Source organism: Serratia sp. PL7, from assembly GCF_945957435.1.
The window spans coordinates 178,983-193,206 of record NZ_CAMFLB010000008.1 but is presented as its reverse complement, the minus strand read 5'-3'; the positions used below and the strand labels follow the sequence as shown (position 1 = coordinate 193,206).

Here is a 14,224-nt window from a genome sequence, read left to right as displayed (position 1 = left end):
AAGTCCTTAAATTTGGGCTCACTGGGCAATCAGCGCCAGCCCCTGAGGTTTAAAATCAATGGCCACGCGGGTCATCGGCGTCAGTTGGCGCTCCATCTGTACGTCGACGATAAACAGTGCGCCGAGGTCGGTTTTCACTTCATATTCGATGTGGTCGCCGAGCCAGATGCTGTGGGTCACTTCTCCGTTCAACGCGCCAGCCTGGTCCGCATGCAGGGTAATAAACTGCGGGCGTACCGAAAGTTGGGCGGCACCGGGGCGGGCTTTGGCTCCCGGTATCCGATATTGACGGTTGCCCAGGCTGATCAGCGCCTCATTCCCCTCCACCCGTTCAATCGCGCAGGGCAGGATATTCGCCTCGCCCATAAAGTCGGCGATAAACACCGAAGCGGGGGAGTGATAGAGTTCCTGCGGTGCCCCTTGTTGGGCAATATGCCCGTCTTTCATGACAATAATCTTATCGGAAACCGCCAACGCTTCTTCCTGATCGTGGGTGACGTACACCGCCGTAAAGCCGAGGCGCTGTTGCAAATCGCGGATCTCGGTACGCACGCGGCGGCGCAGGCGTTCGTCAAGGTTGGAGAGGGGTTCGTCGAGCAACAACACCTGCGGTTCTAACACCAGCGCACGCGCCACGGCGATGCGCTGCTGCTGTCCACCAGACAGCTCGGAGGGCAGACGTTGGCCCATGCTTTCCAGGCCAACCAACTTCAGCACCTCACGTGCCCGATCCTGCGCCTCTTTACGCGATAGCTTGCTGGCGAGCAGGCCGTACATCACGTTGTCCAACGCGTTCATATGCGGGAACAGGGCGTAGGATTGGAAAACCATCGCGATGTCACGCTCGTTGGCGGGCAGATGTGTTACGTCTTTGCCGCCAATTAGGATGCGCCCCGAAGTTGGGTGCTCCAAGCCAGCCAGCAGACGCAGCGTGGTGGTCTTTCCGCAGCCGGAAGGACCGAGCAGCGTCACTAGCGTCCCTGGCTCGACGGTAAGAGAAAGGCCGGGCAGGGCGACAAAATCGGCAAACTGTTTGGTGACGTTTTCAAACACCACCGAACCGGAACGAATGGCAGTCATACGGCATTCTCCTGTTGTAAGGTTGCCGGAGGGATCGCCGGCGGTGTGGCAATGCGGGATACGCGGCGCAGGCGGCGTTCGCCGACCAGCAGTTGGAAGGTCAGGATCACGGCCATCATCACCACGATCAGCACTGAGGAGTAGGCGATAGCCACGCCGTATTCTCCGTTTTCAACCAACCCAACGATGTAGGAGGTGGCCATGTTGTACTGGGCACTGACGAGGAAGATCACCGCGCTGATGGAAGTGATCGCCCGCACAAAGGCATAGACCAGGGCCGCGCTGATAGCAGGTTTCAACAGTGGCAGGATCACCTTGCGCAGGGTGCGGAAACTGCTGGCGCGTAGCGTGAGCGAAGCCTCGTCCAGACTACGATCCAACTGACTCATGGCGGCGATGCCACCGCGTACGCCAACCGGCATATTGCGGAACACAAAGCAGGCAACGAGGATCAGAGCCGTACCGGTGATCTCTAACGGTGGCAGGTTATAGGCCATGATGTAACTGACGCCGATCACCGTGCCGGGGATGGCAAAGCTGAGCATCAACATAAACTCGAAGGCCTGGCGGCCAACAAACTTTTGCCGCACGATCAGCCAGGCGGTCAGCATGCCGACGATGGCCGTGAGCGGTGCGGCAATCAGCGAGATCTCCATGGTGGTCCAGAACGAGTTCCAAGCCACGCCGGTCCAGACGATCTGGCCATCGTTCCAGTGAAAACCGAAGGCACGGGCGTAATGAGCTAACGTCAGACTGCTGTCTAGTCCCCAGGACTGGACAAACCCGCCGATCAGGATCATGCCGTAGACGACCAGCGTGAACAGGCCCCAAGGGATCACCAGCAGATACACACCATAGCGCAACCCGCGCGGTAGCCCGCAGTGCGTACCTGCATCCCCTTTGCCGGTGACGGTGGCAAAGCTCTTCCCTGCCAGCCACAGACGCTGCAAAACAAAGGCGCTGAGCGTAAAGCACAGCAGGATGATCGCCAGCACCGCCGCGCGGCTCGGATCGTTCTGCGCCCCGACCACCGAGAAGAAGATCTCGGTCGACAGTACCCCGTGGCTGCCGCCAAGCACCATTGGGTTACCGAAATCCGCCATGCTTTCGATAAAACCGATCAGAAAGGCATTCGCCAGCCCAGGTGCCATCAACGGCAATGAAACATAGCGGAAGGTACGCCAGCGATTGGCGCGCATGGTTTGCGAGGCTTCCTCCAGCGAAGGGCTAACGCCTTCCACCACGCCAATCAACACCAGAAAAGCGATCGGCGTGAAGGAGAGCACCTGAGCGATCCAGATCCCGGTCAAACCATACAGCCAGCGGCCAGGCTCAATGCCGAACAGGGTGAATAATAGTTCGGTCACCACACCAGAACGGCCAAACAGCAGCATCAACGCCAGGCCAATCACGAAGGGCGGCGTGATGATCGGCAGCACGGACAGCATGCGCAACCCTTTCTTGAATGGCAGCGGCGTGCGGGTGGCGGCCAGCGCAAAGGCCAGGCCAAGCAGCGTAGAACCGCTGGCGGTCATCAGTGCCAGCCACAGAGTGCGCCAGGCGGTGCCGCAAGTGCCACCGCTTAAACAACTGAGGCTCCAGATCGCCGGATCGCGCATATTGGTGAGCAGGCCATCTGGCTTAAACGAGCCATCCACGTCCTGTACCGAGGCGACGAACATGTTCAGTACGGGATAGAGCACGAAGGTGCTGACCAGCGCCACCAGCAGTACAATCGAGCTGACGACAAAGGCATCGCCCTTCAGCACGCCACGTTCGGCAAGCCCAAAAGAGAACAACAGCAAAAAGGTGGTGAGAAGCAGGATCGCGCCAGCCCCAAAAGCGGGTTGGCCGTCACCGAGCGCACCAAACAGCTGTTCGCTCCATTGCCAGTTCCAACCGTTGTAGCCGATGGCATGGCCTTCAAACAGCAGGAACAAAATGCCCACGGCACTGGCATATATCAGTAATTGGGAGCGTAACCGGCCCACCTGTAGCAGCCGACCTAGCGCACCCGTTAACAGCAGTAACAGGGCAATCGCCAGCCAGGGGCGTTGAAACGCCAGTATCTGCCATAAGGCCGGGGCATTCTGCCGATCCTGCCAGAGCGTATTCAGCCAGCCAAAGCCGAAGAATCCGGCTTCCTGGCTATACCAGGGCAGCAGCAACACTGCCAGCGCTCCCAGCACCAAAGCCCCATCCAATCGGCGGTTTTGAGCATTCATTGTGACCTCAAACATGCATGATTCCTGTTAGCGCCTTAGCAAACGCATCGGCGCGGAGGAGGATGACGTGATGATTATTGAGCGCTGGCACCGATCTCTTTATCCCAGCGGCTGAGCAACTCTTTACGTTTTGCCGTATCGCCATAGGTTTTAAAGTCGTAATCAATCAGCTTGATGTTTTCGAAGCGCGGAGAGTATTCGGAGATCGCTGCGTTACGGTTTGACGGCAGTTGGTAAGATTTGGCGTCTTTCATGTGTGACTGAGCCTCGGCACTCAGCGCCCAGTCGTACCACACCTTGGCGCTAGCGAGGTTACGAGCACCTTTGACAATCGACATGGAGCCAATTTCAAATCCGGTGCCTTCACAGGGGGCAACGGCCTTGACCGGGAAGCCATCCACCTGCATGGCGACGGCATCATGCATAAAGACGATGCCGATGGTGGTTTCACCGCGCGCCGCCGCTTTAACCGGTGCTGAACCCGACTTGGTGTACTGCGAGATATTGGCGTTGAGTTTTTTCAGGTAGTCGAAGGCTTTCTCCTCGCCCATCAGTTGAACCAGAGTGGCGAGTGTGTTGTAAGCGGTGCCGGAAGAGTTCGGGTTCGCCATCTGGATCTCGCCCTTGTAAGCCGTGTCTAACAGATCGCTCCAGCAGGTCGGGGCTTTGATTTTTTTCTGCTCCAGTAGCTGGGTGTTGTAACCCCAGCCCAGCGCTCCGGCGTAGATGCCCACGGTGCGATAGTTGGCGCTTTCTGCCTGCTTACGCGCCCAATCTTGCTGTTGATCCAGTAGCGGTGACTGGTAGGCCTGGGTTAACCCTTCGTTGGCCGCTTGCATATGCGGATCGCCAGTGCCTGCCCACCAGATATCGGTGCGCGGGTTGCGAGCTTCGGTGCGAATACGGGCATAGGCTTCCCCGGCGGAGAGGCGCACCATACTGACTTTGATATCCGGATGCTGTTGCTCAAACAAGTTGGTCATTTGCTCACAGACCACGACGTCAGCGGAACAGATCATATTCAACTGCTCGGCAGCGTGGACAGAGAAGGCTGAGAGCGCGGTGCCAGCGACGATGGCCGCCATCAGATTGACTCGATGCATGGTGTTCTCCTGGTTGGTGTAGGGTGGCGATACGTTGTCGCCATTTCTTTGCACGTGTGTGCAAATAACTAGAGGATAAAAATCGCACTGTCAATTGCGCTGCGAAATAATTCAACCTCTTCGTCACAAAAATGGAACAATCATGCCAATAAAAATTTGCACAGCTTTGCAAAGTGCGGCAAAATTTTCACCAACGCGCGATGGATGGGTGTAAAGATGGCGGTAGACAAAATGATGATCAGTGCGAAAGACGTGGCGGAGCTGGCGGGGGTCTCCCGTTCGGCAGTTTCTCGCACCTATACGCCCGGTGCCAGCGTGTCGGCGGTAACCCGTGCAAGGGTGATGCGGGCCGCTGAAGAACTGGGCTATCACGTTAATCATCTGGCGCGGGGGTTGGTGCGTAATCGCAGCGGCATTGTGTGCCTGATCGTGTCAGAACTGGCGACGCCTTATCGGGCCAGCCTGGTAAGATTACTGACCCAGCATTTGCAGGAAGCGGGGAAAATTACCATGTTGATCAACACCGATCGTCCCGATGACAGCGTATCGCAGGCGTTGCAGCAGGCCATTAACTTCCGTGCGGATGCCTCTTTTGTCCTGTCCGGCATGCCGGACAGTGCGATCGCTCGCCTGTGCCACAAGCACGGCCAGCGGCTGGTGTTGATTAACCGTAACGACGCGTTGCCGGGTTCACTCAGTATCAACCAGGATAACGAAGAGGCGGCGGGGCGGATCGTGATGGCGTTTGCCCGTGCGGGTTGCCAGCGGATCGCGTTTGCCAACTCTTTGGCGGGCACGCCAAGCCTGATGGCGCGTGAACGTGGTTTTATCCAGGCGGCGCAAGCGGCGGGGCTGGCGGTCACCGTCGAACGTTTTGGCACCACCTCCTATGAGAGTGGGCAGATCCTGGCGCACCGCTTGTTAACCCGGCGGGAACGTCCTGATGCGGTGTTCTGTGTGACCGATCTGCTGGCCTGTGGCTTTATGGATGAGGCGCGCCATCGCTTTGCTCTACGCATTCCAGAAGATCTTTGTGTTGCTGGCTTCGATGATATTCCGCAGGCGGCATGGTCCTCCTACAACCTCACCACGTTTACCCAGCCAGTGGAACAGTTTGCCCAGGATGCGGTGGCATGGCTGATGGCAGAGGAAGAGAAGGAAGAAAACCTGGAGTCTGAGCAGGGGCTGGATAGTCCAGGAGAAATGCGGATGTATCATGCCGATTTTATATGGCGTGGCACTATTCGCGGTGGTTGACACTATCCCCGTCCTGCCATTGACAGCACAACGGTAACAAAAGGAACCCTTATCATTAAGTGGGTAATATTTAGTTAAGCAGAACAAACACTGCGAATTAAATCGGGTGGAACATCAGTTTCACTGTGCTCTCTTATTAGAATAAGGATATTTACCATGAATAATACCGTCAATGGAACCATCAATTTTTCTGGACAAATCGTTGCCCAAACCATGGGGATTGAAGAGGGTGGCATTATTGTACAGCGACCACGCAGTGCTGGCCTCACCGTCAGCGTTAACGGCAGCGAAACCCAAAATGGCTATGTGCAGCTTGGGGCAGTAAGTGAAGTACAGCTGGCAAACTCAGGTGCCCAGGCACAGGCAACCCGCTTCGACATCCGCGTTGCAGGTATCCCGGAGCAATATACTCACGCCTTGGTGTTTTTTGAGGGGGGCGCCACGGTTGATGCTGTCACCGGCGGCCTGATTAATATGGCGGAGGCAGGTAACGTACAAATTCAGCTGCGTGACCAGCAAAACAATATTGTGCAGGCGGGCAGTAATGCTCAGATGGTGAGTTCGGCGTTTTTCCCGGTGATGAATGGTGAGGTTTATGCCTCCTTCGCCGCAAACTTCTGCAGTACCGGCCGCGCAACGCCGGGTAATGTGGCGAGCAAGGTTGATTACACGCTCTACTTATTTGAGCTGGCGGCCTGATTGATCAATCACGCTATTTAACCCACCGCTCGGTGGGTTTTAGAGTGCTTCCCCTCTCTCAAAGGGCGAGGGAGCCACTCGGGCCTGGATTTATTGCCCAGCCAAACCATCAGCCCTCACCCAGCCCGTGGTTTTATCGCCGGTTTTGGGGTGAATATAGCTTACAAACAAAAAGTCCTTATAAGGCTGCCCGTGCGTGGCGGTAACGCTATCGCCATTGACGACAAACTTCCCGCCTTCATCTTGGCAGAGCTTATCCGGCGAGTCGTAAAAATAGAGTTTTTTGCTCTTCACCAGATACTTCGCCGTAGGTGAGGCCGCCTTGCTTATTGCAGCTTCGGCGCCGGCCTGGGCATCTTGGCAAATCTCGTCGAGCGGGGCCAGGCGGTCAACGTTTATCCAGCCGGAGGCATTGCCATAACCGACTAACAGATAGCCATTTTTCTCACCTTCGACGGGCTCAAGCGCGGCATAACCCACCACTTGCACCTTGTCATTCGGGATCACAAATTGAGATTCATTGACGCACTGCTCGGTGGGTGCGGCGTGAAAATAAGCCCGGCCTTTACCACGCACCACATATTTAGGGGAATCGGCAATGATTGGGCCTAATTTCATCTGGTCCAAAATGGTCGCACAGCGCTGCTCCTTCTGTAGGCATTGCTGATATTGTTTGCCGTACTGTGGATTAAAGGTGAGTTGCAGCGGATGCTGTTCGTCGGCACTGTTATCCAGTAGCAGTCCGGTTTGCGGATCGTACATGACCCAACCAAGATGTCCGGCCCCTGGCGAATCAGGTGAGGCTGGCCTGCGGCGATCGAACAACTCAATGGCCTGTATGCCGTTAGCTCGCGGTTCAATATTAATTTCCAGCTTGTCCGCTGGCACTTTCTCCGCCCGGATCAACGCCTGATTGCTGCTGGCTAACAGCTTGACCAACGGGGTCTGGCAGTCAAACAGCGAAGCTGGCCGCTCGGGGGTAAAACCTGGGCCCACTGGCGTCACAGCCTGTAGCGCTGTCCAAGGCGCAAGCAGCACTATTCCAACTACGGCTAACGTGGCGAGCTTCTCCATTTCTATCCCATCTCCGGTGAGGCAGCATACCTGCCGGCCGCCATCATACCCGGCCAGCGGTGAGTTATGCCACACCGGCTACCCGCAACAGCGCCGTCACTGCCGCTGCAGCCAGCAATACCACGATTAACGGCGTTTTCCTCCAGGCTAATAATGCTCCCACGGCCACGCCACCCAAGCGAGCATAACCGGCAAAGTGTTGCCCTTCGAACAGCGTCGCGATCACCGCTACGGCCAGTAGCAACGTGGTGGCGGAGTCGGCGAGCAAGGCCTGAACCCGGTCAGAAAAGCTCAGGCTGCGGCCCAGCAGGAAACCGGCAAAGCGAAACGCAAAGGTACCGCTGGCCAGGATCAGAATGCCAATGATGAGTGTTTGGTTATCCATTATTTTTCTCGCTTTCTGATCAGTAAACCCAACAGTGAAAACAGCACCGGCATGCCAATCGGTACCAAAGGTACGCTAGCCAGGGCAATCAGGGTGCCGGAGCAGGCGGAAATACTGGTGCGCAGATTTTTCAACGAACCAACAATCAAGGCCAGCAAAATGGTGGGGAACACGGCGTCCAGCCCGATGGCATTGATATCGGGAATAAAGCTGCCAATGGTGCCGCCAATCAACACGCCCAACGGCCAGCAGGCGGCGATCCCCAGCCCACAGAGCCAGTAGGCTGCCCGTTTTTTGGTCAACGTTGGTTGCGAAATGCCGAATACCACGCTTTCATCGTTTATGATATGGCAACCCAATAACTTAAAGCGGCTGCGTTCGATCACCTCTTTCACTGCCATACCGAACGGCAGGTGGCGTGCATTCACCAGTAGCCCGGCTGCCGCTGCCGCAAAGGGGCTACCACCGCTGGCTACGATGCCGATAAACAGAAATTCAGAGGCACCCGCCAACACCAGTAACGACAGCATCAGCGGGACCCACAGCTCGAAACCCAGGCCGGTCGCCAGCGAACCATAGGAGATCCCTACGATGCCGTCTGCCAGGCAGACCAGCGCGATCCCTTTGATCACCCCTTTATCGAGCGAGGGGAAAAAGTTTTTAGCCATACTATTTTTCTCACTGCCTTTCTCAAAACGAACGGTTGTTCTATTATAATGAACACTTCAATCTCGATTTACAAGTCGAACGATCGTTCGTTATAAGGTGAGTTACGCGGCCTATGAAACAACCCATCAATATCATTGCTGAAGCCTTGGTGCGCGAACGCCAGCGCACGGGCCTCTCACTGGCAGAAATTGCCCGCCGGGCAGGAATTGCCAAATCCACGCTGTCACAACTCGAAGCGGGGAATGGCAATCCGAGCCTGGAAACGCTGTGGGCACTCTGCGTCGCGCTGGATATCCCCTTTGCGCGTTTGATGGAGCCGCAGCAGAGTAAAACGCAGGTGATCCGGCGTGGGGAAGGGGCTGCGGTGGTGTCGGAAGTGGCTAACTATACGGCGGTGCTGTTGGCAACCTGCCCGCCTGGCGCACGGCGGGATATCTATCTGCTGACGACCCAGCCGGGAGCAGACCGCCTTTCTCATCCACATCCGTTAGGCTCGGTGGAACACATCGTCATCACCCAGGGGCGCGCCTTGGTCGGGCTGGTGGAGGAGCCCGCTGAGCTGAATGCCGGGGATTATATTTGCTACCCAGCCGACCGGCCGCATATCTTCCGCGCCCTGGAGCCGGATACGCTGGCCGTGCTGGTCTCAGAACAAAACTAGCTCCGGCAAAAGCTTCCAGCGGTTCGCTAATTCCTCATGTAGGGCGCCACATGCTGCGCCCGCCCCGCTAACCCCAGCCGTAATCCCTTCGAGCAAAGGCCGCTAAACCAGACGGACCGACGGTCACTTTGCGGCCATTTGTTAGATCCCTGTCATGTTTTTGTTATTTGCTCATTCCAAAACGCACGTTTCGCTTGTTTGGGTTAAAAAATTTCATTAGTCTCAATTTTGAAACAAACGTTTGACAAGTGAATGAGGTGTTTAACAATTACATCAAGAACTCATTTCAATACATTGTTTTAAATGTTTTTTTTAATTACCTCCAAGTATCTCGCAACCAGTATTAACTGATGAAATACCGCGTGGAACAGGGCTTTAAGGCGATAATAACGAGCGGGTTGTTGTTTGAATGTAAAAAATATTTTTCATTAGCCGTCAAATCAACAGGCCTCTTCACTCTAACGATTAAAGGGTACAGAACATGAAGCTGAATAAATTGATCGTCACCTCGCTACTGATGTGCATGCTGCCAGCCTCGGTGTTAGCCAAAGATATCAAGATCGGCGTGTCGATGGCCTACTTTGATGACAACTTCCTGACCATCCTGCGCCAGTCCATGCAGAACAAAATGAAGCAGGAAGGTAACGTCAGCGGCCAGTTTGAAGATGCCAAAGGCGATATCGCACAGCAGATCCAGCAGATAGAGAACTTCGTCAGCCAAGGGGTCGATGCCATCATCCTTAACCCGGTGGATACCCAGGGCGTCAAGCCAATGATCAAGCTGGCGGAGAACGCCCGTATTCCACTGGTGTTCGTCAACCGTCGGCCAGAAGCCACGCTGCCAGCCGGTATGGCCTACGTAGGTTCAGATTCCAAACTGGCGGGCAAGCTGCAGATGGAGGAACTGGCCAAGCTGATGAACGGCAAGGGTAACGTGATGATCCTGCTCGGTGAGCTTTCCAGTGAAGCCACCCGTGACCGGACCCGCGGCGTTGAGGAAGTGGTGGCCCAATATCCGAATATTCATATCATCGATAAGCAAACCGCCAAGTTTTTCCGCAAAGAGGCGGTTGACGTGACGACCGACTGGATCCTCTCCGGTCAGCAGATTGATGCTATCGCTTCCAACAACGATGAGATGGCGATCGGTGCCATTCTGGCGCTGAAACAGGCGAAGAAAACCGGTGTGCTGGTAGCGGGTGTCGACGGCACGCCAGATGCCCTGGAGTTTATCAAGAAGGGGGATTTGAGCCTCAGTATCTTCCAGGATGCCAAAGGCCAGGGGGAAGGCGCAGTACAAACCGCCATTCAACTGGTTAAGGGTGAGAAGGTTGAAAGCAGCGTCATGATCCCTTACCAACTGATCACCAAAGCCAATTACCAAGACTTTGCCGACAAGAATAAAAAGTAATTACCAACCGGCCCCTTGCCTAACGGTGAGGGGCATCGTTCACAGCGTTCGGCAGGATAACGGCGGAGGTTATCAGTATGTATCCTTATGTACTGGAGGCGGAAGGCATCAGCAAGCAGTTCCCGGGCGTTAAGGCGTTGGATAACGTGTCGCTCAAGATCAAACCGGGCAGTGTGCATGCGTTAATGGGGGAAAACGGTGCCGGTAAATCAACGCTGATGAAGTGCTTAATCGGTATTTATCGTCCAGATGCAGGCACTATCAAGGTCAAAGGGCAGCCGGTGACGTTTAACGATACGCTGGCGGCCTTGCACTCGGGCATCTCCATGATCCACCAGGAACTGAACCTGGTGCCGCATATGACGGTGGCAGAAAATATCTGGCTGGGGCGTGAACCCGCCAAGCTGGGTTTTGTGAACCACGAGGAATTGAACCGTAAAACCCGCGAACTGTTGGCGCATCTCAAGATTAAATTAGACCCGGAAACTCAACTAGGCACGCTGAGTATCGCCAACCAACAGATGGTTGAGATCGCCAAGGCGGTGTCTTATAACGCCGACGTATTGATCATGGATGAGCCGACCTCGGCATTAACGGAAGGGGAAGTAGTGCATCTGTTTGCGATCATTCGTGAACTGAAGCAGCAGGGCAAAGGCATTATCTATATCAGCCACAAAATGGATGAGATCTTTGCCATCACCGACGAGGTCAGCATTTTCCGCGATGGCGCCTCGATCGCCAGTGATAAAACCGAGAACCTGACCAAACAGTCGCTGATCACCATGATGGTGGGCCGCGAGCTGACCCAGATGTTCCCCAAATTCAATAACAACATCGGTGAAGAGGTGTTGCGTGTGGCAGGGTTGCGGCGCAGCGGCTGGTTTCACGATATCTCCTTTGCGGTTAAGCGCGGGGAAATCCTCGGAGTTGCCGGGCTGGTGGGCGCAGGGCGCAGCGAAGTGATGGAGAGCCTGTTTGGTATGCACCCGGCCGAGGGGGGCGAGATTTATATTGAAGGCTTGCCGGTAAAAATAGACTCCCCCTCCAAAGCCATCGAGCAGGGGCTGGCATTCCTGACCGAAGACCGTAAAAAGTCTGGGCTGTTTCTGGTGCTGTCGGTGGTGGAGAACATGAGCATCGTCAACCTTTCCGCCTATACCAGCAAAAACGGGTTTGTCAGCCAGACGCAAATGGCGAAAGACTGCATGGAGCAAATTAGCAAGCTCAATATTAAAACCCCGACGATGGATCAGATTATCAATAACCTCAGCGGCGGCAATCAGCAGAAGGTCTTGATTGCCCGCTGGCTATTGGCGCAGCCGAAGATCCTGATCCTGGATGAACCCACGCGCGGTATCGACGTGGGTGCCAAGGCGGAAATTTATCGCCTGATCAGCGAATTGGCGCACCGTGGCGTCGCCATTATTTTGGTTTCGTCTGAACTGCCGGAAATACTCGGCATGAGCGATCGCGTCATGGTGATGCACGCCGGACGCATTACGGGGATCCTGGATAAAGATGAAGCAGACCAGGAAAAAATCATGGCGTTGGCCTCGGAATAACGCAAAGGTAAAACACAATGAATAACGTCAAAGTGGAAACTCAGCCAGTCAAAGCCTCGCTGTTTGCCGGTTTCAGCGGCAAGCTGCCGAAAGATACCGGCATCTTTATTGTCATGATTGGCATTGCGCTGATTTTTGAAATGCTGGGCTGGTACGTGCGCGATCAGTCGTTCCTGCTTAACCCGAACCGCCTGCTGCTGATCGTCTTGCAGGTGGCAATCATCGGCATCATCGCCGTTGGCGTCACCCAGGTCATCATTACCACCGGTATCGATCTCTCTTCTGGCTCGTTGATTGCCCTGACGGCGGTGGTGGCGGCCAGCCTGGCGCAAACCTCCGAAAGCATTTCGCCAATGTATCCGGGCCTGCTGGATTTGCCTGCTGCGATCCCCATCGGGGCTGGGATTGGGGTGGGTATTATTTGCGGGTTTATCAACGGGTTCTTGATCACCCGCACCGGTATTCCACCGTTTATCGCCACCTTGGGGATGATGGTTTCTGCCCGTGGTTTGGCACAGTATTACACCAAAGGTAACCCGGTCAGTTTCCTGTCGGATGGCTTCACCTCGATTGGCCAAGGTGCCATGCCGGTGATTATCTTCCTGGTGGTGGCGGTAATTTTCCATATTGCCCTGAAACACACCCGTTATGGCAAATACGTGTATGCCATCGGCGGCAACATGACCTCGGCCAGGGTCTCAGGGATCAACGTCAATAAATACCTGGTGACGGTCTACACCATTGCGGGTGGGTTGGCAGGATTAGCGGGCGTGGTACTGGCGGCACGAGTCAGTAGCGGGCAGTCGAACATGGGGGTGTCTTATGAGTTGGACGCCATTGCTGCAGCGGTCATCGGTGGCAGCAGCCTGATGGGCGGAGTGGGGCGCATTACCGGCACACTGATCGGCGCGGTGATCCTCGGCCTGATCAAAAGTGGCTTTACCTTTATTGGCGTAGATTCCTACATTCAGGACATTATCAAAGGCATGATCATCGTGGCCGCCGTGGCTATCGATATGCGCCGTAACCGCAAGAAGCTGTGATCCTCGCCTTGGCCGCCGGTGTGGTGACCGGCGGTTTGGCCAGGTGGGCAGGTTTATGCATCGCTGCCATTGATACGCCGGGCCAGTTCGTAACGCTCGCCCCAATATTGGTTATCCAGGCTGGAAACGGTGACGCCCATACTGGTAGAGGCGTGAACAAACTCACCCTCTCCGATATAAACGCCGACGTGGCGCTGACGGGATGAGGTTTTGAAAAACACCAAATCGCCAGTGTTTAATTCACTTTTAGCTACTCGCGAGCCCAGCTTCATTTGTTCACCGGTGCTGCGTGGCAAACTGACGGCAAACTCATCTTGAAACACGCGCTGCATATAGGCTGAACAGTCGATGCCTTTGCGCGAGTTACCCCCGAATTTGTATCGAACTCCTTCCCATCGGTCATAATGCGACAGGATTTTTTTTAGCTCCTGAGTATTATTGTGGCCGGAACTGGCTGAAGCGGAAAAGCTCATGCAAAAAGCTGAGCAAGTGAGAAATACGGCAAAAAATTTAAGCATAAAAGATTTCTGAAAGAGCAACTGAACGTCTATCCCTGTAATGGAGTGGCCGGATCGCCTGACTCATTCCCTGTGAATGATGGTAATATACACAGTTGTTGCTCAAAAATAAACCAAAAACAGGCTAATTATTAACCGTAACTATGCAGTTATCGGCTTGTTACTTTTGATAGCGTGCCTCTGGTTGGCTATGGAAACCCAGGAATGACGGGCAATCAAGGGATTAGTTACCGGTGGCAGATTTTGCCAACCAAAATTACAACATGTTGCTGCTGTCGGTTTATCGGCTGGGGATGGTAGTGGGATCTCAAATTGAGACGAATCATATTGGTAATTTTATCAATCGCGCCATTTTCGCCGGCGGTGAATGTTATTTTTTATCTAATTTAATGTTAATTAAATCGAAATAAATTAAGCCTCATCTGTGATGGTTTTCGCATTTAAAACTATCCCCTGCACAATACCAACCGCGAACGGCCCACTCTGCACACAATATGCATGCCCCGACCTCGTGCCGTACATCCATTATCAGGGGGG

At 54.8% G+C, this 14,224-nt stretch carries 13 protein-coding genes; 6 read left to right on the top strand and 7 right to left on the bottom strand.

Features of this window, described 5'->3' with window-relative positions:
- Positions 1 to 18 precede the first annotated feature (18 nt).
- The 3 genes from N6G83_RS28565 to N6G83_RS28555 form a co-directional block, all read right to left on the bottom strand.
- Positions 19 to 1,080, bottom strand: coding sequence for an ABC transporter ATP-binding protein (locus N6G83_RS28565; RefSeq protein ID WP_021181066.1), 1,062 nt, complete (start codon positions 1,078 to 1,080; stop codon positions 19 to 21).
- Positions 1,077 to 3,305, bottom strand: coding sequence for an ABC transporter permease (locus tag N6G83_RS28560; RefSeq protein WP_211135991.1), 2,229 nt, complete (start codon positions 3,303 to 3,305; stop codon positions 1,077 to 1,079). Before N6G83_RS28560 ends, N6G83_RS28565 begins: the two co-directional genes overlap by 4 nt.
- A 74-nt stretch (positions 3,306 to 3,379) precedes the next feature.
- Entirely contained in the window at positions 3,380 to 4,408 is a 1,029-nt protein-coding gene (locus N6G83_RS28555) for an ABC transporter substrate-binding protein (protein ID WP_024528809.1), read from the bottom strand.
- Between the two features lie 216 nt (positions 4,409 to 4,624).
- Here N6G83_RS28555 and N6G83_RS28550 point away from each other — a divergent pair, with 216 nt between their 5' ends.
- On the top strand, positions 4,625 to 5,665 hold the full coding sequence (locus N6G83_RS28550; protein WP_024528810.1) for a LacI family DNA-binding transcriptional regulator: 1,041 nt from the start codon (positions 4,625 to 4,627) through the stop codon (positions 5,663 to 5,665).
- 156 nt (positions 5,666 to 5,821) lie between these two features.
- A complete protein-coding gene (locus tag N6G83_RS28545; RefSeq protein WP_211135970.1) occupies positions 5,822 to 6,364 on the top strand; it encodes a fimbrial protein in 543 nt (180 codons plus the stop codon).
- Between the two features lie 90 nt (positions 6,365 to 6,454).
- Here the strand turns inward: N6G83_RS28545 and N6G83_RS28540 are convergent, their stop codons facing one another.
- From N6G83_RS28540 to N6G83_RS28530, 3 genes are all read right to left on the bottom strand, one after another.
- Positions 6,455 to 7,438 (bottom strand): hypothetical protein, encoded by a 984-nt coding sequence (locus N6G83_RS28540; RefSeq protein ID WP_074028627.1) that lies wholly within the window; start codon positions 7,436 to 7,438, stop codon positions 6,455 to 6,457.
- A gap of 64 nt (positions 7,439 to 7,502) precedes the next feature.
- The gene (locus N6G83_RS28535) at positions 7,503 to 7,823 is read right to left on the bottom strand and encodes an AzlD domain-containing protein (protein ID WP_024528813.1); all 321 of its coding nucleotides are present in this window, start codon (positions 7,821 to 7,823) and stop codon (positions 7,503 to 7,505) included.
- The gene (locus N6G83_RS28530; RefSeq protein WP_260524073.1) at positions 7,823 to 8,491 is read right to left on the bottom strand and encodes an AzlC family ABC transporter permease; all 669 of its coding nucleotides are present in this window, start codon (positions 8,489 to 8,491) and stop codon (positions 7,823 to 7,825) included. Before N6G83_RS28530 ends, N6G83_RS28535 begins: the two co-directional genes overlap by 1 nt.
- 113 nt (positions 8,492 to 8,604) lie before the next feature.
- On the opposite strand from N6G83_RS28530, the gene N6G83_RS28525 reads away from it, so the two are divergent.
- From N6G83_RS28525 to N6G83_RS28510, 4 genes are all read left to right on the top strand, one after another.
- A complete protein-coding gene (locus tag N6G83_RS28525) occupies positions 8,605 to 9,153 on the top strand; it encodes a helix-turn-helix domain-containing protein (protein WP_021181074.1) in 549 nt (182 codons plus the stop codon).
- Positions 9,154 to 9,634: 481 nt separating this feature from the next.
- Positions 9,635 to 10,564, top strand: a complete 930-nt coding sequence (locus N6G83_RS28520) for a sugar ABC transporter substrate-binding protein (RefSeq protein ID WP_211135971.1) — start codon at positions 9,635 to 9,637, stop codon at positions 10,562 to 10,564.
- 77 nt (positions 10,565 to 10,641) lie between these two features.
- Entirely contained in the window at positions 10,642 to 12,126 is a 1,485-nt protein-coding gene (locus N6G83_RS28515) for a sugar ABC transporter ATP-binding protein (RefSeq protein ID WP_186530898.1), read from the top strand.
- A 17-nt stretch (positions 12,127 to 12,143) separates the two neighbouring features.
- The gene (locus N6G83_RS28510; protein WP_211135972.1) at positions 12,144 to 13,169 is read left to right on the top strand and encodes an ABC transporter permease; all 1,026 of its coding nucleotides are present in this window, start codon (positions 12,144 to 12,146) and stop codon (positions 13,167 to 13,169) included.
- Between the two features lie 53 nt (positions 13,170 to 13,222).
- Here the strand turns inward: N6G83_RS28510 and N6G83_RS28505 are convergent, their stop codons facing one another.
- Positions 13,223 to 13,687, bottom strand: coding sequence for an NlpC/P60 family protein (locus N6G83_RS28505; RefSeq protein WP_024528817.1), 465 nt, complete (start codon positions 13,685 to 13,687; stop codon positions 13,223 to 13,225).
- Positions 13,688 to 14,224: the final 537 nt, after the last annotated feature.

Excerpts from the sequence above, each read along its gene's own strand:
- N6G83_RS28560 (WP_211135991.1), bottom strand. The coding sequence starts at position 3,305 with ATGAATGCTCAAAACCGCCGATTGGATGGGGCTTTGGTGCTGGGAGCG.
- N6G83_RS28540 (WP_074028627.1), bottom strand. The coding sequence starts at position 7,438 with ATGGAGAAGCTCGCCACGTTAGCCGTAGTTGGAATAGTGCTGCTTGCG.
- N6G83_RS28550 (WP_024528810.1), top strand. The coding sequence starts at position 4,625 with ATGGCGGTAGACAAAATGATGATCAGTGCGAAAGACGTGGCGGAGCTG.
- N6G83_RS28515 (WP_186530898.1), top strand. The coding sequence starts at position 10,642 with ATGTATCCTTATGTACTGGAGGCGGAAGGCATCAGCAAGCAGTTCCCG.
- N6G83_RS28530 (WP_260524073.1), bottom strand. The coding sequence starts at position 8,491 with ATGGCTAAAAACTTTTTCCCCTCGCTCGATAAAGGGGTGATCAAAGGG.
- N6G83_RS28505 (WP_024528817.1), bottom strand. The coding sequence starts at position 13,687 with ATGCTTAAATTTTTTGCCGTATTTCTCACTTGCTCAGCTTTTTGCATG.
- N6G83_RS28565 (WP_021181066.1), bottom strand. The coding sequence starts at position 1,080 with ATGACTGCCATTCGTTCCGGTTCGGTGGTGTTTGAAAACGTCACCAAA.
- N6G83_RS28510 (WP_211135972.1), top strand. The coding sequence starts at position 12,144 with ATGAATAACGTCAAAGTGGAAACTCAGCCAGTCAAAGCCTCGCTGTTT.
- N6G83_RS28545 (WP_211135970.1), top strand. The coding sequence starts at position 5,822 with ATGAATAATACCGTCAATGGAACCATCAATTTTTCTGGACAAATCGTT.
- N6G83_RS28525 (WP_021181074.1), top strand. The coding sequence starts at position 8,605 with ATGAAACAACCCATCAATATCATTGCTGAAGCCTTGGTGCGCGAACGC.
- N6G83_RS28520 (WP_211135971.1), top strand. The coding sequence starts at position 9,635 with ATGAAGCTGAATAAATTGATCGTCACCTCGCTACTGATGTGCATGCTG.
- N6G83_RS28535 (WP_024528813.1), bottom strand. The coding sequence starts at position 7,823 with ATGGATAACCAAACACTCATCATTGGCATTCTGATCCTGGCCAGCGGT.
- N6G83_RS28555 (WP_024528809.1), bottom strand. The coding sequence starts at position 4,408 with ATGCATCGAGTCAATCTGATGGCGGCCATCGTCGCTGGCACCGCGCTC.